The following is a 21,525-nucleotide window of genomic DNA, read 5'->3' as shown; positions in this document are numbered from 1 at the left end:
ACGGGGGCGGTGGATCAGGCGGACAGCGGCACGTCCAGGCGCGCCTTGCGGTGGCTGAACGTCGCGATGGAGTGCGGGCCGTGGTAGGCGCCGAGCCCGCTCTCGCCGACGCCGCCGAACGGCAGCTCGGGGACGGAGAGATGAGCCATCGGCAGGCCGAAGCCGAGCCCGCCCGAGGAGGTCTCGGCGGCGAGCCGCTCCCGGGTGACGTCCGCCTCGGTGAACGCGTACAGGGCGAGCGGCTTGTCCCGGTCGTTGATGAACTCGATGGCCTCGTCCAGGCCTTCGACCTCGACGATCGGCAGGACGGGGCCGAAGATCTCCTCGCGCATGACGGGCTCGTCGGGCTTCACCCCGCCGAGCACGGTCGGCGCGATGTACTTCGTGGCCCGGTCGGTCTGCCCGCCGGTCACCAGGCGGCCCGAGCCGAGCAGCCCCGAAAGCCGGTCGAAGTGCCGCTCGTTGACGATCCGGCCGTACGCGTCCGACGCCGCCGGGTCCGCCCCGAACCGCCGCTCGATCGCCTCCGTGAGCGCGGCCTCCAGGGCGCGGGCGGTGGCCGGGTCGGTGAGGACGTAGTCGGGGGCGACGCAGGTCTGTCCGGCGTTGGCGAACTTGGCCTGCGCGAGCCGCCGGGCGACCTCCGGCACGTCCACGCCGGAGTCGACGAACGCCGGTGACTTGCCGCCGAGTTCGAGGGTGACGGGGGTCAGGTGCTCGGCGGCGGCGCGCATCACGATGCGGCCGACGGTGCCGTTGCCGGTGTAGAAGATGTGGTCGAAGCGCTGGGCGAGCAGCGCCGTGGTCTCGGGCACACCGCCCTCGACGACGGCCACCGCGTCGGTGTCCAGGTACCGCGGCAGGAGCCGGGCGATCACCGAGGAGGTGGCGGGTGCCATCTCGCTGGGCTTGACGACGACGGCGTTGCCCGCGGCGAGCGCCCCGGCGACGGGCACGAGGAGGAGCTGCGCGGGGTAGTTCCACGGCGCGATGACGAGGACGACACCGAGCGGGTCGACCTGCGTGCCCGCGCTCGCCCGCTCCCCGAAGACGCCGCTGACGTCGACGGACTGCGGGCTCAGCCACTCCTGAAGATGGTCGAGGGTGTGGTCGATCTCCCGGACGCTGAAGTCGACTTCGGAGCGGTAGGCCTCCGCGCGGGGCTTGCCGAGGTCCGCGTGCAGGGCGTCCGCGATGTCCTCGCGGTGCTCGGTGAGCATCGCGCGCAGCCGGGTGAGCTGGCGCACGCGCCAGTCGAGGGGACGGGTGCGGCCGGTGCGGAAGGTGGCGCGGAGGCGGGCCACGAGGGCGGCGGGGTCCTCGGAGCCAGAGGGGTTCGTGGTGTTCGCGGGGGTGGCGCTGTCGTTCATGAGGTCCTCAGGGGGTGTGACTCGGGTGCGGGCAGGAGCCCGGTGAGCAGGGCGTCGGTCGCGGGGCGCAGCAGATGCGCCGCGCCGGGGAGGGACTCCAGGCCGATGACGAGGGCGAGGCAGACGTCGGCGGCCTGGGCGGGGGCGAGGGTCGGGCCGGTGGCCCGGGCGGGGGTGGTGTCGGTGGCCGGGGCCGGAGCGGCGGTCGTGTAGGTGGCCCGTGCCGGAGTGCGGGTGGACGGGGCCTCGGCGGGCGCGGGCCCGGCGTCCGCGGCGGGCCCGGTGCCCCCAGGGGCTCCCGTGGGCGCGGCCGCCACTCCCGTCCCGGTGAACTGCTCGGTCAGCAGTCCCCGGATCCGCTCGGTGAACGCGTCGCAGATGTCGCCGGACAGACGCGCCTTGGCGTCGAGGAGTTCCGCGGCGTGCCCCGAGCCGCCCGCGAGGTCGAGGACCAGGTCGAGCTTGGCGGCGAGGATGCCGTGGATCCGCTCGGCGGGCGGCGCGTCGGCGGTGGCGGCCGCCGCGGCCCGGTCGAGCGCCCGGTCGTGCAGGCGCCGGGCGAGCTGCCGGACCGCGTCGTCCTTGCCGCGTACGTACTGGTAGACGGCGGACCGGGACACACCCATCTCACGTGCGATGTCGTCCATCGTGGTGCGCCGCACGCCGTACCTGCTCAGGCACGTGTACGTCGCGTCGAGGACGTCGGTGAGCCGGTCGCCCGCCATGGCTCAGCCCAGCTCCGTGACGATCCGGGCGGCCAGCGGGGCGGCCGACGCCGGGTTCTGGCCGGTGTGGAGGTTGCCGTCGGCGACGATGTGCGGCGCCCACGGCTCGCCCTCCTGGAAGTCGACGCCGAGGGCGACGAGCCGGTCCTGGAGCAGCCACGGCGCCCGGTCGGCGAACCCGGCCTGGGTCTCCTCGGCGTTGCTGAACGCGGTCACGCGGCGGCCCGCGAAGGGCGAGCCGCCCTCGACGTCGGCGGTGGCGAGCAGCGCGGCGGGGCCGTGGCAGACGATGCCGAGGGGCTTGCCGGACGCGAGGGCCGCGATCAGGAGGGCGCCGGACGCGGCGTTCACCGCGAGGTCCTCCATCGGGCCGTGGCCGCCCGGGTAGAACACGGCGGCGTAGTCGTCGATGCGCACGTCCTCAAGGGCCACGGGCTGCTTGAGCTCGGCGACGCCCGCGAGGAGGGCGGCGATGGCGGCGGCGTTCTCCTGGCCGTCGTTCAGCTCGGGCGCGAGGCTCGCCGGGTCCATCGTCGGCTCGACGCCGCCGGGCGTCGCGACCACGACCTCGTGCCCGGCCTCGGTGAAGGCCCGGTACGGGGCCGCGACCTCCTCGGCCCAGTAGCCGCTCGGATGCGCGGTGCCGTCGGCCAGCGTCCATACGTCGGAGCCGGTGACCACCATCAGGATCTTCGCCATAGCCCTCTCCTTGCCTCGCGTGATGCGTCTTGCCTCGTATGAAGCACTTTGTTCTAGATGACGCTGTGTTCCGGATGACGCTGTGTCCCGGATGACGCTGCGTCCCGGATGACGCGCTGACATTCCGTACGCAGAACGTCAGGTCGCCGGTGGTTCGAAGGTAGGCCGCCGAGCCATAGAGTTCCAATACGATCTCCGGTATGCCCCATAGAGATTCCAATGGCAGGAGCTCAGCGCGGGTACGCCGCGCACGGCCCGCGTCGGCGCCCGCCGACGTCTCCCCGGCCCGTGCGCCGCTCGACCTGTCCTTGCTGCGCACCTTCCTCGCCGTGCACCGCTCCGGCTCCTTCACGGCGGCCGCCCGGGTGCTCGGCCTCTCGCAGCCGACGGTGACGACGCAGATCCGCTCCCTGGAGCAGCAGCTGGGCCGGGAGCTGTTCGAGCGACGGCCGCGCGGCGCCGTCCCGACGTCCGTCGCCGACGAGCTGGCGACCCAGGTGGCGGCCCCGATCGACGCGCTCGCCGCCGTGGCCGACCGCGGCCCGCTCGCCGCCGAGAAGCGCCCGGACCCGGTGCACCTGGCGGGACCGGCCGAGCTGGTGTGCGCCCGCGTCCTGCCCGCGCTCGCGCCGCTCACCGACCAGGGGGTGCGCCTGCGGGTCACCATGGGCCTCACCGACGAACTCCTCGACGGGCTGCGAGGCGGCCGCTTCGACCTGGTGATCTCCACGCTGCGGCTGCGCGGGCGCACGTTCAGCGCGGTACCGCTCGCGGACGAGGAGTTCGTGCTCGTCGCCTCCCCCGAGTGGGCGGAGCGCATCGGCACGCGGCGGGTCGCGTCCGAGGGTCCCGCCGCGCTGCGCGGGGTGCCGCTCGTCGCGTACGCCGACGACCTGCCCATCGCCCGCAGGTACTGGTGGCACGTCTTCGGCGAGCGCCTGACCGAGCAGCCCGCCATCACCGTGCCGGACCTGCGCGGGGTGCTCTCGGCGGTGGCGGCCGGGGCGGGCATCAGCGTGCTGCCGCGCTATCTGTGCCTGGAGGCGCTGGCGGCGGGCGCCCTGGTGCCGTTGCTGCTGCCCGAGGACCCGCCGATCAACACGGGCTATCTCGCGCAGCGGCCCGGCGCCCCGGCCAATCCGCATGTGCTCCTCGTCCGGGACCAGCTGCTGCGGTCGGGGCCGTCGTGGTGACCCGCGCGCCGCGGCCGCGCGTCCGGGCCCGGGTGACATCGGGTCAGCCGGCCGCGACCGCGGCACGCCCCTGAAAGGCGGTCAGCTCTCGGCCGGACGATGGACTCCGTCACCTGCCCGGGGGCAGTCCGCATGCGGTACGGGCTGACGCCGCGTTGGCTCGTCGTCAGGTAGCACGGGCGTTTCCCAATTCCGGCGGCGCACGGGACGTACCGCCAACCGTGCCACCGGAGGGCAGACGCATGCGTACTACTCAGATAACGCTCCGCTCCGGACTGGCCGTGGCCGCCGTCGCAGTCCCGCTGGCACTGACCGCCCCCTCGGCGGTCGCGGGACCGGGGATCAACGTGACCGTCACCGGGTCGACCGTGCAGGTCACCACGACTGCCTGCCCCAACGGCGGCAAGGCCGCGCTGATGAGCGGCGGCAACGCCAGCTTCGCCTCGGGGCGGCAGACCACGCTGGCGGGCGGCAGCGCCTCCTGGACGAACGTCAGTCCCGGCACCCATACGGTGGCGGTGCTCTGCCAGGACGGTTCGGCGGCCGGTTCGCAGTCGGTCACGGTCGGCACGACCGCGACGACCTCGTCGACGACGGCACCCGCGCGCGGTGTGCGCGGTGGCATCGGCGGCGCGGTCGAGGACTACGGCACAATCACGCTGGTCGCGGGCGGGGCCCTGGTGGCCGCGGGTCTGACGGGCGGCGTGCTGTACTTCCGGCGCCGCACGGTGCACCGCCACTTCTGACCCTGTCCCCCACCGTGACCGAGTCCTTCTCGGCCACCGCTCCGGCCGGGCCAACCCCCGGCCGGCGCTGTGGCCGAGACCCCTCGGTCATCGCCTCGGCCGGGTTCACCCCCGGCCACCGCACGGCCCGCGCCCGGCCCCGGCACTCCCACCGGATCCGGGCCCGGGCCTTCGCGCTTCCGGGCGGCGCCGACCGGCCCGCCCGTTGACGTACCGCACGTCGGCACCGGTCGACGGGCTTCCGCTGCATGGTCGTGGACATTCCAATCGGACTGCTGGAGCCTGTCCCTGTGGACTCGTCCCTGACCACGTTCCTGCTGCCCGCCGTCCTCGCCGTGATCATGTTCGGCCTCGGACTCGGCCTGACCGTGGCCGACTTCCGCCGGGTCACGGCCCACCCGCGCCCCGTGGCCGTCGCCCTCGGCTGCCAGTTGGTGCTGCTGCCCGCCGTCTGCCTGGGCCTGGTCCTGGCCTTCGACCTGAGCCCGGCGCTCGCCGTCGGCATGATGCTGCTCGCGGCCTCCCCCGGCGGCACGATGGCCAATATCTTCAGTCATCTCTTCGGCGGCGACGTCGCCCTCAACGTCACGCTCACGGCGATCAATTCGGTGATCGCCGTCTTCACGCTGCCGATCGTCGTGAACCTCTCCCTCGACCACTTCATGTCCGGCACGGACGAGGCGCTGGGGCTGCGCTTCGACAAGACCCTGCAGGTCTTCCTCGTGGTCCTGGTGCCGGTCACGGCTGGCATGCTGGTCCGCCGGCGCCATCCGAACTTCGCGGAGCGCTCCACCCAGGCGGTCAAGGTGACGGCGGTGACCGCGCTCGTCGGCGTCATCATCGCGGCGCTCGTCTCCGAGCGTGAGAACGTGCTCGGCTATCTCGCCGACGTCGGCCTCGTCGCCTTCCTCTTCGCCGCGATCTCCCTCACCATCGGCTACGGCGCGACCCGTCTCGCCCGCGGCGACCACCGGCAGTCCGTCGCCACCTGCTTCGAGATCGGCATGCACAACACCACGCTGTCGATGGCCATCGCCCTCAGCCCCTCCCTCCTCGACAGCACCCGCATGGCCATCCCCTCGGCGGTGTACGCGGTGGAGATGTTCGTCATGGCCCTGGCCGCGGGCTTCCTGCTGCGCCGGATCGCCCCGCCCGAGACCACCACCGCCACCACGGGGGCGCTCCCCGCCTAGGCGGTTCACGAACGCGCCGACGGCCGGGCAAGGGCGCCACGTAAGACTTTCGTCATGTGATTCCGGGAGTTCCGGGCACCCCGCCGACGTCGTACAGGGAAAGGATCACCGCTCCATCCCCGACGGAGGCATCACATGGGACGCGTACGGCGCACACTCGGCAAGCCGTGGTTCATCACCGCGCTGTTCACGGGCGTGGTGCTCGCGGGGGTGGGCCTCTACTGGTTCCAGCCGTGGAAGCTGTGGGTGGACGAGACCGTGCGGGACCCGTTTCCCGTCGCGGCGTCCACGCCGACCGCGCCGTCATCGGGGGCGGGCGGCGACGGGGCGGACGCCGGGCCAAAGGAGCTGGCCACCGGGAAGCTGATCAGCCACGAGCACGAGACCAGCGGCTCGGTCCGCGTCCTGCGCCTCGCGGACGGCACCCGCGTCCTGCGCCTGACGGGCCTGGAGACGAGCAACGGGCCCGCCCTGCGGGTCTGGCTCAGCGACGCGGAGGTGCGGCCGGGCAAGGACGGCTGGCACGTGTTCGACGACGGCAAGCACGTCAGCCTGGGCGAACTCAAGGGCAACAAGGGCGACCAGAACTACCCGCTGCCCGCCGACGTCGACCTGGACGACTACCGCAGCGTCACCATCTGGTGCGACCGCTTCGACGTGTCCTTCGGCGCCACGGAGCTGGCCCGCGCCTGACCGCGCGGCCTGGGGCAGCGGCGGGCGTCCGGCGCCGCCACCGTCGCCGACGTCAGCGGATGAGTGAGCGGCCGGTGGGCGCGAGCCTGAGCACGCGCGGGGCGCCCGACCGCTCCCGCTCGATTCCCGGCAGGACCTCGTCCCGCGCCACGGGGTGCGCCCGCACCTCGGCGGCGTGGCGGCGCTGAGCGGCCTCGTCCGGGTAGGCGGTGAGGACCACGGTGACGTTCTCGCCGGTGCGCACCGGCAGCCGGGTGAAGGTGTTGGACGCCGTCTCGGTGGTGAGGACGGCGAGCGGCGCGGGGCCCGTCTCGCGGAGGACGGGAAGCAGCCCGTCCCGGATCAGCGCGAGACCCTCGGACCGTCCCTGCGGGAAGAACCACACCGTGGCGGACACGAACCGGTCCGCCGCGGGAGCACCGTCGCGCGGCCGCTCGGCCGGAGAGACGCCGGGTCCGTGCTCCGCCGACACCGGACGCAGCAACAGGACGTCGTCGGAGTCGACCATGGTGGCGTTGGCCCGAGGTCCGTGCTCGGCCCAGACGGGGCCGCCGTAGAAGGCCGTGAGCGCGTGGTGGCGTGCCGTCATGTCCGGGAACCCGCGCAGCCACACGAAGCGGTCCGGGTCGTCGAGGTCCCGGAACTGGCCGAGCACGACCATCCCGGTCGCTTCCTGGGTCTCGACGAACTCCCGGTCGAACAGCTCGATCAGCTCGTCGCGCCGGCTGGGCCGCAGCGTGTACTGGCGCAGCTCGACCACGGCGGGACGGACAGCTGGATCGCCGAGATCACCGAGATCGCGGAGATCGCCGAGGTCGACACGATCGAGGGGGTCGACGGGACGAGTGGGTTCGATGAGGTCGGCGAGGTCGCTGAGGTCGGGGTCCAGAGAGGGCACGGCGGGCTCCTGTTCGGTGCGCTTTCGTCGACCGTAGGCAGGGCGTGTGCCAGGGGCTGTCAGTGTTTCCGAGCAGAATGTGTCCATGTCCGCCGGTCGCCTCTTGTCGCTCCTCCTGTTGCTCCAGTCCCGCGGCCGGGTGTCCGCGCGCGGCATCGCCGACGAGCTGGGGGTGTCCGTGCGGACCGCCTACCGTGACGTGGCGCGGCTGCAGGAGGCCGGGGTCCCGGTCTACGCGGAGCCGGGCCGCCGCGGCGGCTATCAGCTGCTCGACGGCTACCGCACCCGCCTCACCGGACTGAGCGAGGGCGAGGCGCGGGCGCTGTTCTTCGCCGGACTTCCGGGTCCCGCCGCCGAGTTGGGCCTCGCGGCGGAGGTGACGGCCGCCCGGCTGAAGCTGCTCGCCGCGCTGCCCGCGGGGCCGCGCGAGGAGGCGGCACGGACCGCGACGGTGTTCCATGTAGACGCTCCCGGCTGGTACCGGGAGCCCGAGGAGGCGCCCCACCTCCCCCTGTTCGTCGACGCGGTGCTCGCCCGGCACGCGGTGGACGTGCGCTACCGCCGCTGGCGCGCGCCGCAGGAGGTGAGCCGCCGCCTGCGCCCCTACGGCCTCGTGCTCAAGTCCGGCACCTGGTACCTCGTGGCCGCCTCGGGCAGCCGGACCGCGACCTACCGCGTCACCCAGGTCCTCGACGCCACCCCGACCGACGAGCGGTTCGACCGGCCCCGGGACTTCGACCTGGGCGCGTACTGGGCCTCCTACCTCGACGACTTCCAGAGCCGCCGCCACACCGGCACCGCCACCATCCGTCTGTCCCCGCACGGACGGCGCCGCCTGCCCGACAACGTCCCGCCGGACGTGGCGCGGGCCGTCGACGCCACCGCGACCCCCGTCGGCGACGACGGCTGGGTCGAGGCCGTCATCCCGACCGAGAGCACCGCCCACGCCTGCGGCGAACTGCTCCGGCTCGGCGTCGACGTCGAGGTCGTCGCCCCCGCCGAGCTGCGCCGGGCCATGGCCGCCACGGTGACCGCGCTGGCCCGGACCTACGGGGTCGACTGACGGTCAGGCCCACGTAGTCCCCGGCGTCAGGGCACCCGACGGAGACGCGAGGTGCGGGCTCACGGCCCCGGACCGCGCACGTCGGCGCTCTTGTAGACCCGACGTTCGCGCCTTACGGTCCTCCCAGCCGCCGACGGGGAGGGACCTCCATGCCACGACCGCTCAGCGTTCAGCTCTACTCCGTACGCGAGGAGTTCGCCGCCGACCGCGCGGGAACCCTGGGCCGACTGGCGGAGATGGGATACGGCGCGGTGGAGGCGTACGACGTCACGGACGACGCGGCAGGACTGCGCCGTCTCGTCGACGACCTCGGCGTCACCGTGTCCGGCGCGCACGCCGTGCAGCTCCTCACCCAGGAACCCGGCCCCGTCCTCGACGCGGTGGCGACGCTCGGCACACAGCTGGCGATCGTTCCGGCCGGGTTCCCGCACGAGGACTTCACGACGTACGACGGACTGGCCCGCGTGGCCGACCGCCTGGGAGACCTCGCGCGGGACGCGGCCGGGCACGGGCTGCGGCTCGGCTACCACAACCACTGGTGGGAGGTGGAGCCCCGGCTCGCGAGCCACGGCGGGCGCCCCGCCCTGGAGGTCCTCGCCGAACTCCTGGACCCCGAGGTGTTCCTGGAGGTCGACACGTACTGGGCGGCGGTCGCGGGCGCCGACGTCCCCGCGCTGCTCACCCGCCTCGGCGACCGCGTGGAGGCCCTGCATCTGAAGGACGGCCCCGGCACGAAGGACGACCCGAACGTGGCGGTCGGCGGCGGCACCATGCCCGTACCGGAGGTCCTGGCCGCGGCGCCGGACGCCTGGCGCGTCGTCGAGTTCGACGCGTGCGCGGGCGACCTGCTCGGGGAACTCGCCGCGAGCCGCACGTACGTCAGCGCCCTGGAGGCCGTGTGAACACGGGCCCGGTCGGCGTCGCCGTCGTCGGCGCGGGCGTCATCAGCGCCGAGTACCTGCGCACCCTCGCCACCTTCCCCGACATCCGGCTCGTGGCCGTCGCGGACATCCTCCCGGACCGCGCGGCCGCCGCGGCCCGCGCTCATGGCATACCGCTCGCGGGCGACCTGCCCACCGTCCTCGACGAGCCGGACGTCGAGCTGGTCGTGAACCTCACCGTGCCCGCCGCCCACGCGCAGGTCGCGGCCGCGGCGCTGCGGGCGGGCAAGCACGTGTACGGCGAGAAGCCGCTCACCCCGGCTCCCGCCGACGCCGAGAAGCTGCTCACCGAGGCGTCCGAGCGGGGGCTGCTGCTCGGCGGCGCTCCCGACACGTTCCTGGGCGCGGGGCTGCAGTCGGCGCTGCGGGCCGTCCGTGCGGGGCACATCGGCGCGCCCGTCGCGGCGACGACGGCGGTGCAGAGCCTCGGCCCGGAGGCCTGGCACCCGGACCCGGCGTTCTTCTACCAGCCGGGCGCGGGGCCGCTGTTCGACCTCGGTCCGTACTATCTGACGGCTCTGGTGGCGCTGTTCGGTGCCGTGGAGCGGGTGGCGGCGACGGCGGCGCGGGCCCGGGTGCGGCGCACGGTCGGCTCGGGGCCGAAGGCCGGGGAGTCGTTCCCGGTCGACGTGCCGACGCACGTGTGCGCGCTGCTCGACTTCGCGTCGGGTGCGAGCGCCAACTCGACGTTCAGCTTCGACAGTTCGCACCCTCGGATCCGCTTCGAGATCACCGGCACGGAGGGCACCCTTGCCGTGCCCGACCCCAACACCTTCCGGGGCCCGCTGCGGGTGCGGGCCAACGGCAGCGACGAGTGGCGCGAGCTTCCGGTGCGGGGGCGCACGGACGGGCGGGGGCTCGGGGTCCTCGACATGGCCCGCGCGATCCGCGCGCAGAACGGCCATCGGGACGGCGGTCCGCTCGACGGCCACCGGGCCTCCGGCGCTCTCGCCCTGCACGTCCTGCAGACGATGACGGCCGTCACCCGCTCCGCCGACCTCGCGGAGTTCACCCCGCTCCCGGCTCAGGTCGTGCCGCCGCCCCCGCTCCCGGACGACTGGGACCCGACGGCGGTCACGCTCGGGGCCGCCTAGGCCGGACAGGCCCTTGGGGCTCCGTCGGGGCAGGCCCGATCAGCCCCTAGGGCTCCGTCAGCTCCTCGAGCGTCCGCGTGAGCCACTGCGTCCAGAACGTCTCCAGGTCGATCCCGGCCCGCAGCACGACATGGCGCAGCCGGTCCTCGATGGCGTCCCTGCCGGGCGGGAAGTCGCGCCGCTCGATCTCCTCGTACTCGGCCAACTGCTGCTCGTGCAGGGCGAGATGGCGGCGCAGGTCCGCCTCGATGCCGTCGGTGCCGACGACGGCCGCGGCGCGCAGCCGAAGGAGCAGGGTGTCGCGCAGCGGTTTGGGGTCCTGGCTCGCGGCCGTCCAGCGGGCCAGTTCGGCGCGGCCCGCGGCCAGCACCTCGTACTCCTTCTTCTGGCCGCGTGTGGCCTGCGCGGACGGCAGCGCGCGGGTGAGGCCGTCGCGCTCCAGCCTGCCGAGTTCGCGGTAGATCTGCTGGTGGGTGGCCGACCAGAAGTAGCCGATCGACCTGTCGAACCGGCGAGTCAGCTCCAGACCCGAGGACGGCTTCTCGAGCAGGGCGGTGAGGATCGCGTGCGGGAGTGACATGACGGCATCCTAGGTACGACGAGCGGGCGAGCGGGCGCGCGGCCGTCCGCCCGGCAGGCCGCGCGGCCCGGTGCCTCACAGCGCGGCGGCCAGCTCCGTGCCCTGCTTGATGGCACGCTTGGCGTCGAGTTCGGCGGCCACGTCGGCGCCGCCGATGAGGTGCGCGTCGACGCCGGCGGCGATCAGCTCCTCGTACAGGCCGCGCCGGGGCTCCTGGCCGGTGCAGAGGACGACCGTGTCGACGGGGATGGTCCGCTGCTCGTCGCCGACGGTGATGTGCAGGCCCTCGTCGTCGATGCGGTCGTAGGTGGCGCCGTTGACCATGGCGACGCCGCGGTGGCGCAGCTCGGTGCGGTGGATCCAGCCGGTGGTCTTGCCGAGGCCCTGGCCGACCTTCGACGTCTTGCGCTGGAGGAGGTGGACGGTGCGCGGCGGCGTGGGCCTGACGGGTTCGGTGAGGCCGCCGCGGTCGCGGTAGTCCATGTCGACGCCCCACTGCTTGAAGTACGTCGCCGGGTCCAGGCTCGCCTTGTCGCCGCTGTCGGTGAGGTACTCGGCGACGTCGAAGCCGATGCCGCCCGCGCCGACGATCGCGACCCGCTCCCCCACGGGGGCGCCGTCGCGCAGGACGTCCAGGTAGCTGACGACGCTGGCGTGGTCGACGCCGGGGATCTCGGGGGTGCGGGGCGTGACGCCGGTGGCGATCACCACCTCGTCGTACCCGGCGGCGGCGAGCTCGTCCGCCGTCACGCGGGTGTTCAACCGGACGTCCACGCCGCGCAGTTCGAGCTGGGTGCGGAAGTACCGCAGCGTCTCGTCGAACTCCTCCTTGCCGGGGACCTTGCGGGCGATGTTGAGCTGCCCGCCGACCTCGGACGCGGCGTCGTACAGCGTCACGTCGTGGCCGCGCTCGGCCGCGGAGACCGCGCAGGCGAGCCCGGCGGGGCCCGCGCCGACGACGCCCACGCGCTTGGCGCGGCGGGTCGGGGCGAGCACGAGCTCCGTCTCGTGGCAGGCGCGCGGGTTCACCAGGCAGGAGGTGATCTGCAGGCTGAAGGTGTGGTCGAGGCAGGCCTGGTTGCAGCCGATGCAGGTGTTGATGGCGTCCGCCTGCTCGGCCCGCGCCTTGGCGACGAAGTCCGGGTCGGCGAGCAGCGGGCGCGCGAGGGAGACCATGTCGGCGGCGCCGTCGGCGAGCAACTGCTCGGCGAGTTCCGGGGTGTTGATGCGGTTGGTGGTGACGAGCGGCACCGACACCTCGCCCATGACCTTCTTGGTCACGAAGGTGTACGCGCCGCGCGGCACCGAGGTGGCGATGGTCGGGATGCGGGCCTCGTGCCAGCCGATGCCGGTGTTGATGATCGTGGCGCCCGCGGCCTCGATCTCCTTGGCGAGCTGGACGACCTCGGCGAGCGTGGAGCCGCCGGGCACGAGGTCGAGCATCGACAGGCGGTAGATGATGATGAAGTCCGGGCCGACGCGCTCGCGGGTGCGGCGGACGATCTCGACGGGGAAGCGGACGCGGTTCTCGTAGGCGCCTCCCCAGCGGTCGGTGCGCCGGTTGGTGGGCGCCGCGATGAACTCGTTGATCAAGTAGCCCTCGGAGCCCATGACTTCGACGCCGTCGTAGCCCGCGAGCTTCGCGAGCTCGGCGGCCCGCACGAAGTCCTCGACGGTCTGCTCGACCTCGTCGTCCTCCAGGGCGCGCGGCACGAACGGGCTGATGGGCGCCTGGATCGCGCTCGGCGCGACGAGCTGCTCGTGGTAGGCGTACCGCCCGAAGTGCAGGATCTGCAGGGCGATCCGCCCGCCCTCGCGGTGCACGGCCGCGGTGACGCCCGCGTGCTTCTCCGCCTCCGCCTCGGTGGTCAGCTTGGCGCCGCCCTCGTAGGGCCGCCCGGCGTCGTTCGGGGCGATGCCGCCGGTGACGATGAGGCCGACGCCGCCGCGGGCCCGCGTCGCGTAGAACTCGGCCATCCGCGCGAACCCGTCGGGCGCCTCCTCCAGGCCCACGTGCATGGAGCCCATCAGGACCCGGTTGGGCAGGGTCGTGAAGCCCAGGTCGAGGGGGCTGAGCAGGTGCGGGTAGCGGCTCACTGAGCTCATGCGGTGCGGCCTCTTTCGTCCACATACACCGGGATACGCCGGGGCGTCGGCGTCATCGGCGTCGTCCGAACAGTCGTGTCGTCGGAACAGTTGTAGGGCAGCCCACAGCTTTATGCAACTAGTTGCACATACGGAGAGGCTCGCGCGAGACGCAGTTCACAGCCGGAGTCCACAGCCGCCCGCACAGGCTCCCGACGCGGCCCACGCGGACTCACAGCGGCAGCGACCGCTCCCGCACCACGTGCTTCATCACGAGCGTCGAACTCAGCCGCTGCACCCCCGGCAGCGTCGCCAGCTCCTCGTCGTACAGCTGCTGGAAGGCCCGCAGGTCCTTGCTGACGATCCGCAGCAGATAGTCGGGGTCGCCGAAGAGGCGCTGCGCCTGTACGACATGGGGGATGTCGGCGACGGCCGCCTCGAAGGCGGCGACCGTGTCCCGGTCCTCCTGGCGCATGGTGACGAAGACCAGGGACTCGAAGGTCAGGCCGACGGCCTCGGGGTCGAGCACGGCGCGGTAGCCGCGCACCGCCCCGCGGCGTTCGAGCTCGCGCAGTCTGCGATGGCACGGCGACAGGCTCAGGCGCACTCGCGCGGCCAGTTCGGTGACGGTCAGGCGGCCGTCCTTCTGCAGCTCGGCAAGGATCTGCCGGTCGACTGTGTCCATGGGGAAGATTCTTCCACTCACACACCCCCGCTCGACAGATCTTGGGAGCACTTTTGGGCAGATCGGAACTAACCTCCCTCACGCGACCGAAAAGGGAGGGAAAAACATCCATGGCCGTCAGCTCCATCACCGCTTTCTGGGCGGTGTCCGTCCTGCTCATCCTGGTTCCGGGCGCGGACTGGGCGTACGCGATATCGGCAGGACTGCGGGACCGTTCAGTGGCCCCGGCCGTCGGCGGCCTTCTGCTCGGCTACGTGGGCCTCACCGCCGTCGTCGCGGCCGGCATCGCGGCCGTCGTCGCCGACCACCCGGCCGTGCTCGCCGGCCTGACGCTGCTCGGCGCGCTGTATCTGATCTGGCTCGGCGTGACGACGCTGACCCGCCCGAGCACCCCCGACGCCGCGCCGGACGGCACGTCGGCCGCCGCCGCGCACGGGCCCGCGCCCTGGCGCAGCCGCGTCCTCCAGGGCGCCGGGATCAGCGGCCTCAACCCCAAGGCGCTGCTCCTCTTCCTCGCCCTGCTCCCCCAGTTCACCCAGCCCGGGACCGGCTGGCCGCTCGCCCTCCAGATCAGCACCCTCGGGCTGGTCCACATCCTGAGCTGCGGCGCCATCTACTTGTGCGTGGGCATCCTCGCCCGTACCGTCCTGCGGACGCGCCCGGCCGCCGCGCGCGTGGTCACCCGGATCTCCGGGGCCGCGATGGTCGTGATCGGCGCGGTCCTGGTCATCGAGCAACTGACCTGACCGCCGCCGCGCCCCACGCCCCTCCCCGCCCCCTCTCCACCCCGTGAGCACCGCGTCCGAAATCCGCCAGCCGCCGATGCCCGCGGCGCGCAGACTGGTCACTGTCGGACCGGGGGAAGAAGCCCCGGACCAGGACAGACGCATCAGCGGATGTGCAGGATGCACAGGACGCCGAGGAGAGAGGACAGGCGCGATGACAGTCCACACGACGTTCGACAGCCCGTTGGGCGAGCTGCTGCTCGTGGGCGAGGCGTCGGCGACGGCCCCCGGCGGGACGGCACTCGCCTCCTTGTCGATGCCGGGCCAGAAGGGCGGCGCGGCCGTCCGGGACGGCTGGGTCCGCGACGACGAGGCGTTCACGGCGATCACCGGGCAGCTCCGCGCGTACTTCGCGGGCACGCTCACCCGCTTCGACATCGAGTACGCGGACGGCGCGGGCACCGAGTTCCAGCGGAAGGTGTGGTCCGCCCTCGACTCCGTGCCGTACGGCACCACGACCACCTACGGAAAGCTCGCGGAGCGCCTCGGCCTGTCCCGCGCGGCGGTCCGCGCCCTCGGCACGGCCCTCGGCCGCAACCCGGTACTTGTCGTCCGCCCCTGCCACCGCGTCGTCGGCGCGGACGGCTCCCTCACGGGGTACGCGGGGGGTCTGGAGCGGAAGAAGCAGTTGCTGGAGCTGGAGACGGGGTGAGCGGGGGCGCCGGACGGTGCGACCAGGACCAGGCGCCGGGTCGACGGCGCGCAGGCCCGCACGGGATGTGAGCCGCGCCGGAGGAGACCCGTGCCGGAGGGCCGGACCCACGGCACAGCCCCTGGACACAGCCGCGCCAGGAGCCGGACCGGCCACAAGGACACCCGCGGCCGCACCACCCTCAACCCGGGCCGCACCGCGGGCGACGAGTCACGGCAGCCCGGCTTCCTGCGGCTCAGTGCCGCCGACCAGCCGCGCAGCGCCCTGAGCGCCACGGCCACCCCGGCCGTCCGGGCATCCCCACCATCAAGACCTCTCGTCGTCCGCCGACCTCGGACACCCGTATCCCCCTCACCCACAACCCCCGCACGGAGAACCCACCATGCCCGCCACCCCACGCCACGAAGCCGGGCCCGCCGACCGCGTCGACGCCACGGACTGGCACACCGTGGCCGACGACCTCGACCAGCACGGCTGTGCCCTCACCGGCCCGCTGCTCACCCCCGACGAGTGCCGCGGGATCGCCGCGCTCTACGACGAGACCGACCGCTTCCGCTCGACCGTCGACATGGCCCGCCACCGCTTCGGCTCCGGCCAGTACCGGTACTTCAGCCACGACCTGCCCGACCGCGTCGCCGAGCTGCGCCGCGCGTTCTACCCGCACCTGCTGACCGTCGCCCGGAACTGGGCCGCCCGGCTCGACCGCCCCGCGCCCTGGCCCGACACCCTGGACGCCTGGATCGAGCAGTGCCACGCGGCGGGCCAGGCCAAGTCGTCCCAGATCCTGCTGCGCTACGAGAGCGGGGACTGGAACGCCCTGCACCGCGACCTCTTCGGTGACCTCGTCTTCCCGCTCCAGGTCGTCATCGGCCTCGACCATCACGGATCCGACTACACCGGCGGCGAGTTCCTGCTGGTCGAGCAGCGCCCCCGGGCCCAGTCACGGGGCACGGTGACCGTGCTGCCGCAGGGCCACGGCCTCGTCTTCACCACCCGCGACCGCCCTGTGCGCTCGACCCGCGGCTGGTCGGCGGCACCGGTACGGCACGGTGTGAGCACGGTCCGCTCGGGGCTGCGGCACTCGCTCGGCCTGGTCTTCCACGACGCGTAGGCGCGCGGGAGCGGGACACGGGCGCCCCGGGCGAGACGGTCCGGCACGCGCCCGGTCACTCGGGCAGGCCGACCAGCCGCGCGCTGTCCTCCCACAGGGCCTGCGCCAGGTCGTCCCTGCGGGCCAGTTCCGAGGGGTCCGTCCACGTGAGCCGTCCCCCGCGCAGGGCCGCGTGGGTGCGACCGCCCGGTGGCCGCACGCTCCCCAGGGCCAGCTCGGCCAAGGCGTTCCCGGCGTCGGCGCGGCTGTTGAGCGTGCGGCTGAACCGCCGCAGCGGCCAACCGAGTACCGGGGTGCCGAACAGCGACCAGGCCGCGCGCAGGGGCAGCGACAGGTCCTGGGCCAGACCGGTCCCGAACACCTGCCCGGGGTCGTAGGCGAGCGCGGTGAGCCGCCGGGCCCGCGCGTCGGGCCGCCCGGACAGCGCCCGGGCGGTGAGGACGACGCACAGCTTGGACGCGGTGTAGGCGTGCTGGCCCGCCTTGCGCGGCCGGGTGTCGAGGCCGGGGTCACGATCGGGGTGCGCGAGCAGTTCGGCGTCGGCGTGCCGGGGCGGCCGGAGCGAGGCCTTGGTGGCGGGGTCGTGGGTGCCGCTCGTGGTCAGCACGACGGTCGCCCCGTCCGCGAGGTCGGGGAGGAGCAGCCGCAACGCCAGGTACTGGGCGAGGTGGTTGACCGCGAACGTCGTCTCGAAGCCGTCGGCGGTGCGCCCGGCGGCGTCGGGGCGGACCACACCGGCGTTGAGCACCAGGGCGTCGACGGGGGTGCCGTCGAGGCGTTCGTGGACGGCCGCCGCGAAGGCCCGTACGGAGTCGAGCTCCGTCAGGTCCAGCGGGATCGACTCCCCGACGGCGGCGGTGCGTCGCGCCCCCAGGACGAGCCGGACACCGGACCGGGCGAGCCGCCGCGCCGCGATCGCGCCGAATCCCGAACTCCCGCCGGTCATCACCGTCGTTGGCACGCCGCCCACCTCAAACCCGTGGCTCCGGGAACCCTCTCCAGCGTACGGCGGAAGGCGCCGCGCGCCCCCTCCCCGCACACCGCCCCTTCAGCGCGGCCCGCTCGGCACGGCCCGCTCCGGCCCAGGGCCTGCTCAGCCCCAGAGCACGCTCACCCCAGCCCGCTCACCCGCAGCGTGATGTTGAGCCGCCCGGTGAGGCCGAGTTCCGGCGGCGCCGTGCCCGCGTGCACCTTCGGCACCCCGTGGTAGGCGAGCCGCGACGGGCCCCCGAACACCATCAGGTCGCCGCTGCGCAGCTCGACGTCGGTGTACGGCCGCGTGCGCGTCTCGGTGTTGCCGAAGCGGAAGACGCAGGTGTCGCCGAGGCTCAGCGAGACGACGGGCGCCGTGGACCGCTCGTCGTTGTCGCGGTGCATGCCCATGTGGGCCTCGGCGTCGTAGAAGTTGACGAGCGCGATGTCGTACGCGGCCCGGTCGCCGTCGGCCGGACCGTCGCCGCGCCCCGCGTCGTCGCCGTACGCGGCCCGCACCGCCGCCCGCCCGAGGTCCGCGAGCCACCCGGGCATCGGCTTCACCGGCGCGCCGTCGCCGTCGACGACCGTGCGCGCGTACCCGTACGGGTACCAGTGCCAGCCGAGACACACCTGCCGCGCCGTCATCGTCCCGCCGCCCGGCAGCCGGACCGTGCGCAGCCCGGCCGGGGGCACCGCCCACGCGCGGCAGGCGGCCACCAGCTCCCGCTGCCGTTCGGGCCCGAGCCAGTCGGGCACGTGGACCGCGCCCGGCGCCACCTCACCGGGCTCGCGCGGGAACAGTTCGCCGGTCATGGCCAGGGGCCCGCGTTCACGACCGCCGGACCGCCCGCAGGATCACGAACTTGCGGTTGCTCGCGGCGACTTCGACGTTGCCGAAGAGCCGCTTGAGGCGTACGTGGTAGCCGAGGTGCCGATTGCCCACGACCCACAGTTCACCGCCGGGGCGCAGCGCTGCACGGGCGCCGCGGAACATGCGCTGGGCGGTGGCGTCGGTGGTCGCCTGGTGGCTGTGGAAGGGCGGGTTGTTCAGGACCAGGTCCACGGACTCCGGCGGCATCGCGGTCAGCGCGTCCCCGGCGACGAAGTCGGCCTTGGCGGCGGGGTCCTGCGCGGTGTTCGCCGCGAAGGTGGCCTCGGCGGAGGCGACCGCCTGGTACGACTCGTCGACGAAGGTGACCCGGGCGTCGGGGTTGGCGACGGCCGCGGCCGTGCCGAGGATGCCGTTGCCGCAGCCCAGGTCCACGATGTGCGCGTCGCCGCTGCTCGCGGGCAGGTGCTGGAGGAGGAAGCGGGTGCCGATGTCGAGGCGTTCGGCGCAGAAGATGCCCGCGTGGTTGACGGCGGTCAGGCCCGCGCCCGCGCCGGAGTCGCCCGGCAGGACGTACGACCGGGGCCAGGGGGCGGGCCCCGAGGAGCGCCCCGGGTCGGGCGTGCTGAAGATCAGGCGGGCCTTCTGACGGGCCAGCGAGGTGCGCGTCGGGCCGACGATCCGCTCGAAGAGTTCCAGGGTCGAGGTGTGGATCTCGGTGACCATGCCGGTGCCGACGACGACACTGCCCGCGTGCAGCGCCGGGGCGATCCGGTGCAGTTGGTCCTCCAGGAGCGCGAGGCTCTTCGGCACCCGCACCAGGAGCACGTCGACGCGCTCCGGCGGGGTGTCCCGCGTCGTCAACAGGCGGTCCCCCTCGGCCGGGAGACCGGCGCGCGCGAGGTTCGCGAGGGTCGCCTGCCGGGCGAGGTAGGAGTCGCTGATCTGCACGGGCCGGTGCGCGGCAAGGGCGGTCGTGAGGGCGCCCCACCGGTCCCCGACGACGGCGACCGTGCCGTCCAGGTCGACCGGAGCGCCGTCGACCGCCCCTGCCTCACCTGTCTCACCTGCCGCCCCTGACTCGCCCTGCTCGCCCGCGAGGTGCCGCAGCAGATAGGCGTCGGCCGCGGACCAGGCCCGCAGGGTGTCGCGCGGGTCCTCCGGGAAGCGGGTGAGGTCGTACTCGCCCCATGACGTGCTCAAACGGTTCATCGTGCCCTCAGGCTAACGGAGCGCGCGCCCCGGTCAGCCCGCCAGGTGCAGGGCCCCGACCAGGCCCGCCGCGACCACGGCCCCCGTGACGAGGAGGTGCGCCCCCGGCGGAAGTCCGGCCGGGGGTCCCTCGGCGGCGTGCGCGGCCTCCGGGTCCAGGCGCCGCGCGCGGGCCGCCCACTCGGCGGGAGGCCGGTCCGGCAGGACGACGCGCCAGGGCTGGCGCGGGTCGTACGCGACGACGGCACGGCCGCCGTGCAGCAGGCCCTGTACGTCAAGGGGGTGCCGCACCTCGACGCGGAACGGGCGTTGCCCCTCCGGCACCACGGTCAGGTCGAAGGCGAACAGGCTGCCCGCGGCCTGCGGGTCGAGAGCTGCTCGCCCGGTCTCCCGGTGGACGGCCCGCACGGAGTGCACCAGCGCGGGCGCGTACGCGCGCGGGCCGCCCGAGCGCAGTCCGGCCGCGACCCCGCCGCCCTGCCCGCGTTCGGCGACGGCGCCCAGGCACAGGAGGGCGACGGCCGTGGCGGTGAGGCCGACGACGAGCAGCCAGGTGGGGCCGTCGAGGACGCCCTCGGCGAGCGCGCCGAGGGCGAGGCCGACGGCGACGGCGCCGAGCAGCGTGTCCGGGGCGAGGAGGCCGCGTACCCCGTGCCTCATACGGCGTACCCCATGTCTCATGAGGTCCGCAGCCGCCGTCGGCGGGGCACCGCGACCCGCGTGCGGCGGGGGTCGGCGGGGCGGTTGCGGTCGTACACGGCGAGCACGGGCCGGTCCAGGGCGGCGCGGTCCACGACGACGGGCACGGCGTGCCGGGCGCCCTGGACGTCGTGGAAGACGACGGTGACCTCGCCGCGCCTGCCGCGCACCGGCCGCCAGCCCTCCAGGCGGGCCTGCGCGGTGCTGAAGTCGGCGCGCATCCTGCGCAGGGCGGCGGTGCGGCGCAGGCTCACGGCGCCGCCCCACACGGCGACGAGGCCACCCGCGGCGGCGACCGACCACAGGAAGGTCAGCCAGCCCGACACGGTGTGCCGCCCCGCGGGCACGACGAGCATGAAGTCGGTGACCGTGCCGTACCCGACGCGCCCGTCGGACACCGCGTCGTACCAGCCCGCGGCGGCGCCTGCCGCGCTCAGGGCGACCACCGCGCCCACCGTCGCGCGGTGCAGGAACCGCGCGGCGGCGAAGCCGAGCAGCGCCGCCGACGCGATGCCGAGTTCCGGCGCCATGGAGGCGAACTGGTCGCTGCCGCAGCCCTCGTCGTCGCACGCCCACACGACGGTCGTGACGTCGTAGGTGCTCAGGTGCCAGACGAGCCAGACCTGCCAGGCGAGGAGCGCGCAGGCGAGCCCGCGCAGCGTCAGGCCGTAGGTCCTGCGGCTCAACTCCCGCCCCTGTTCTGAGTGCTGAGGCGGCGTACGGGCCGCCACCCTGACCATGCGGACAATGTCCGTGCAGGTTACATGCTGTGCTCGGGCGTCACCATGGCCCGGTTCCGGCCGCCGTCCGGCCCCGGCTCAGCCGTGGTCGAACCAGGTGGGCCCCTCCTCCAGGGCCTGCTTGATCCGGAAGAGCCCGGTCTCGTGCACGTCGGGCAGCCCGTCCAGCGGGAACCATGCGACATCGAGGGACTCGTCGTCGTTCACGCGCGGCTCGCCGCCCACGGCCCGGCAGCGGAAGGTGATGTCCATGAACTGGCAGACGTCGTCATTGGGGTACGTGACCTTCTTCAGGGCCTCCACGAGGACCACGCGCTCGACGACGCAGCGCACCGCGGTCTCCTCGAAGACCTCGCGCACGGCGCACGCGGCGGGCTGCTCCCCCGGCTCCGGGATGCCGCCGATGACCGACCACTTGCCGTTGTCGGCGCGGCGGCCGAGCAGGACTCTGCCCTCGTCGTCGAAGACGATGGCGGTGACTCCGGGGAGCCACAGGAGTTGATGGCCCGCGTCGGCGCGCAAGGTGCGGATGAAGTCGGGAGTAGCCATGATCCGAC

23 protein-coding genes are annotated in these 21,525 nt (G+C 73.9%); 10 read left to right on the top strand and 13 right to left on the bottom strand.

Translation table 11 applies throughout. The features are described 5' to 3' along the window. Positions 1 to 14: 14 nt before the first annotated feature. From ACFVHO_RS16945 to ACFVHO_RS16935, 3 genes are read right to left on the bottom strand one after another with little or no spacing between them, the layout of a single operon-like run. Positions 15 to 1,370 carry an aldehyde dehydrogenase family protein gene (locus ACFVHO_RS16945; RefSeq protein ID WP_385714455.1) on the bottom strand — a complete coding sequence of 452 codons (1,356 nt, stop codon included), beginning with the start codon at positions 1,368 to 1,370 and terminating at the stop codon, positions 15 to 17. Next, entirely contained in the window at positions 1,367 to 2,095 is a 729-nt protein-coding gene (locus ACFVHO_RS16940; protein ID WP_385714452.1) for a TetR/AcrR family transcriptional regulator, read from the bottom strand. Before ACFVHO_RS16940 ends, ACFVHO_RS16945 begins: the two co-directional genes overlap by 4 nt. A 3-nt stretch (positions 2,096 to 2,098) precedes the next feature. Then, positions 2,099 to 2,794: a type 1 glutamine amidotransferase domain-containing protein gene (locus ACFVHO_RS16935; protein ID WP_385714449.1), complete on the bottom strand. Its 696-nt coding sequence runs from the start codon at positions 2,792 to 2,794 to the stop codon at positions 2,099 to 2,101. A 200-nt stretch (positions 2,795 to 2,994) separates the two neighbouring features. On the opposite strand from ACFVHO_RS16935, the gene ACFVHO_RS16930 reads away from it, so the two are divergent. The 4 genes from ACFVHO_RS16930 to ACFVHO_RS16915 all read left to right on the top strand — a co-directional run bounded on the left by ACFVHO_RS16930 (position 2,995) and on the right by ACFVHO_RS16915 (position 6,619). Beyond that, a complete protein-coding gene (locus ACFVHO_RS16930) occupies positions 2,995 to 3,987 on the top strand; it encodes a LysR family transcriptional regulator (RefSeq protein WP_385714446.1) in 993 nt (330 codons plus the stop codon). Positions 3,988 to 4,229: 242 nt separating this feature from the next. After that, positions 4,230 to 4,733, top strand: coding sequence for a hypothetical protein (locus ACFVHO_RS16925; RefSeq protein ID WP_385714443.1), 504 nt, complete (start codon positions 4,230 to 4,232; stop codon positions 4,731 to 4,733). 290 nt (positions 4,734 to 5,023) lie between these two features. Next, on the top strand, positions 5,024 to 5,926 hold the full coding sequence (locus ACFVHO_RS16920; RefSeq protein ID WP_385714440.1) for a bile acid:sodium symporter family protein: 903 nt from the start codon (positions 5,024 to 5,026) through the stop codon (positions 5,924 to 5,926). Between the two features lie 135 nt (positions 5,927 to 6,061). Beyond that, positions 6,062 to 6,619, top strand: coding sequence for a DM13 domain-containing protein (locus tag ACFVHO_RS16915; protein WP_385714437.1), 558 nt, complete (start codon positions 6,062 to 6,064; stop codon positions 6,617 to 6,619). A gap of 52 nt (positions 6,620 to 6,671) precedes the next feature. Here the strand turns inward: ACFVHO_RS16915 and ACFVHO_RS16910 are convergent, their stop codons facing one another. After that, the gene (locus ACFVHO_RS16910) at positions 6,672 to 7,379 is read right to left on the bottom strand and encodes an NIPSNAP family protein (protein WP_385714731.1); all 708 of its coding nucleotides are present in this window, start codon (positions 7,377 to 7,379) and stop codon (positions 6,672 to 6,674) included. A 223-nt stretch (positions 7,380 to 7,602) separates the two neighbouring features. Here ACFVHO_RS16910 and ACFVHO_RS16905 point away from each other — a divergent pair, with 223 nt between their 5' ends. From ACFVHO_RS16905 to ACFVHO_RS16895, 3 genes are all read left to right on the top strand, one after another. Beyond that, the gene (locus ACFVHO_RS16905; protein ID WP_385714435.1) at positions 7,603 to 8,580 is read left to right on the top strand and encodes a helix-turn-helix transcriptional regulator; all 978 of its coding nucleotides are present in this window, start codon (positions 7,603 to 7,605) and stop codon (positions 8,578 to 8,580) included. A 149-nt stretch (positions 8,581 to 8,729) separates the two neighbouring features. Further along, the gene (locus ACFVHO_RS16900) at positions 8,730 to 9,482 is read left to right on the top strand and encodes a sugar phosphate isomerase/epimerase family protein (protein WP_385714432.1); all 753 of its coding nucleotides are present in this window, start codon (positions 8,730 to 8,732) and stop codon (positions 9,480 to 9,482) included. Then, positions 9,479 to 10,615 (top strand): Gfo/Idh/MocA family protein, encoded by a 1,137-nt coding sequence (locus ACFVHO_RS16895; RefSeq protein ID WP_385714429.1) that lies wholly within the window; start codon positions 9,479 to 9,481, stop codon positions 10,613 to 10,615. Before ACFVHO_RS16900 ends, ACFVHO_RS16895 begins: the two co-directional genes overlap by 4 nt. 46 nt (positions 10,616 to 10,661) lie before the next feature. Here ACFVHO_RS16895 and ACFVHO_RS16890 read toward each other — a convergent pair whose 3' ends face one another. From ACFVHO_RS16890 to ACFVHO_RS16880, 3 genes are all read right to left on the bottom strand, one after another. Beyond that, positions 10,662 to 11,195 carry a PadR family transcriptional regulator gene (locus ACFVHO_RS16890; RefSeq protein ID WP_385714427.1) on the bottom strand — a complete coding sequence of 178 codons (534 nt, stop codon included), beginning with the start codon at positions 11,193 to 11,195 and terminating at the stop codon, positions 10,662 to 10,664. A 75-nt stretch (positions 11,196 to 11,270) separates the two neighbouring features. Beyond that, entirely contained in the window at positions 11,271 to 13,292 is a 2,022-nt protein-coding gene (locus ACFVHO_RS16885; protein ID WP_385714728.1) for an FAD-dependent oxidoreductase, read from the bottom strand. A gap of 220 nt (positions 13,293 to 13,512) precedes the next feature. Further along, positions 13,513 to 13,965: an Lrp/AsnC family transcriptional regulator gene (locus ACFVHO_RS16880; RefSeq protein WP_030357535.1), complete on the bottom strand. Its 453-nt coding sequence runs from the start codon at positions 13,963 to 13,965 to the stop codon at positions 13,513 to 13,515. 110 nt (positions 13,966 to 14,075) lie between these two features. Here ACFVHO_RS16880 and ACFVHO_RS16875 point away from each other — a divergent pair, with 110 nt between their 5' ends. The 3 genes from ACFVHO_RS16875 to ACFVHO_RS16865 all read left to right on the top strand — a co-directional run bounded on the left by ACFVHO_RS16875 (position 14,076) and on the right by ACFVHO_RS16865 (position 16,513). Next, positions 14,076 to 14,711, top strand: coding sequence for a LysE family translocator (locus tag ACFVHO_RS16875; RefSeq protein WP_385714423.1), 636 nt, complete (start codon positions 14,076 to 14,078; stop codon positions 14,709 to 14,711). A 193-nt stretch (positions 14,712 to 14,904) separates the two neighbouring features. After that, positions 14,905 to 15,402: a methylated-DNA--[protein]-cysteine S-methyltransferase gene (locus tag ACFVHO_RS16870; RefSeq protein ID WP_385714420.1), complete on the top strand. Its 498-nt coding sequence runs from the start codon at positions 14,905 to 14,907 to the stop codon at positions 15,400 to 15,402. Between the two features lie 382 nt (positions 15,403 to 15,784). Continuing rightward, the gene (locus ACFVHO_RS16865) at positions 15,785 to 16,513 is read left to right on the top strand and encodes a 2OG-Fe(II) oxygenase (protein ID WP_385714417.1); all 729 of its coding nucleotides are present in this window, start codon (positions 15,785 to 15,787) and stop codon (positions 16,511 to 16,513) included. Between the two features lie 55 nt (positions 16,514 to 16,568). Here ACFVHO_RS16865 and ACFVHO_RS16860 read toward each other — a convergent pair whose 3' ends face one another. The 6 genes from ACFVHO_RS16860 to ACFVHO_RS16835 all read right to left on the bottom strand — a co-directional run bounded on the left by ACFVHO_RS16860 (position 16,569) and on the right by ACFVHO_RS16835 (position 21,517). Then, the gene (locus ACFVHO_RS16860) at positions 16,569 to 17,474 is read right to left on the bottom strand and encodes an SDR family NAD(P)-dependent oxidoreductase (protein ID WP_385714415.1); all 906 of its coding nucleotides are present in this window, start codon (positions 17,472 to 17,474) and stop codon (positions 16,569 to 16,571) included. A gap of 149 nt (positions 17,475 to 17,623) precedes the next feature. Beyond that, the gene (locus tag ACFVHO_RS16855) at positions 17,624 to 18,301 is read right to left on the bottom strand and encodes an alpha-ketoglutarate-dependent dioxygenase AlkB family protein (protein ID WP_385714412.1); all 678 of its coding nucleotides are present in this window, start codon (positions 18,299 to 18,301) and stop codon (positions 17,624 to 17,626) included. Between the two features lie 16 nt (positions 18,302 to 18,317). Continuing rightward, positions 18,318 to 19,529: a methyltransferase gene (locus ACFVHO_RS16850; protein WP_385714409.1), complete on the bottom strand. Its 1,212-nt coding sequence runs from the start codon at positions 19,527 to 19,529 to the stop codon at positions 18,318 to 18,320. A 33-nt stretch (positions 19,530 to 19,562) separates the two neighbouring features. Beyond that, complete coding sequence (locus ACFVHO_RS16845) at positions 19,563 to 20,189, bottom strand: hypothetical protein (protein WP_385714406.1); 627 nt, start codon at positions 20,187 to 20,189, stop codon at positions 19,563 to 19,565. Between the two features lie 17 nt (positions 20,190 to 20,206). Then, positions 20,207 to 20,914, bottom strand: a complete 708-nt coding sequence (locus tag ACFVHO_RS16840) for a hypothetical protein (RefSeq protein WP_385714404.1) — start codon at positions 20,912 to 20,914, stop codon at positions 20,207 to 20,209. A gap of 132 nt (positions 20,915 to 21,046) precedes the next feature. Further along, complete coding sequence (locus tag ACFVHO_RS16835) at positions 21,047 to 21,517, bottom strand: NUDIX domain-containing protein (RefSeq protein ID WP_385714401.1); 471 nt, start codon at positions 21,515 to 21,517, stop codon at positions 21,047 to 21,049. Positions 21,518 to 21,525 lie beyond the last annotated feature (8 nt).

The organism is Streptomyces sp. NPDC127108 (genome assembly GCF_042677545.1).
Lineage (GTDB): Bacteria > Actinomycetota > Actinomycetes > Streptomycetales > Streptomycetaceae > Streptomyces.
This window is presented reverse-complemented; position numbering and strand designations above follow the sequence as displayed.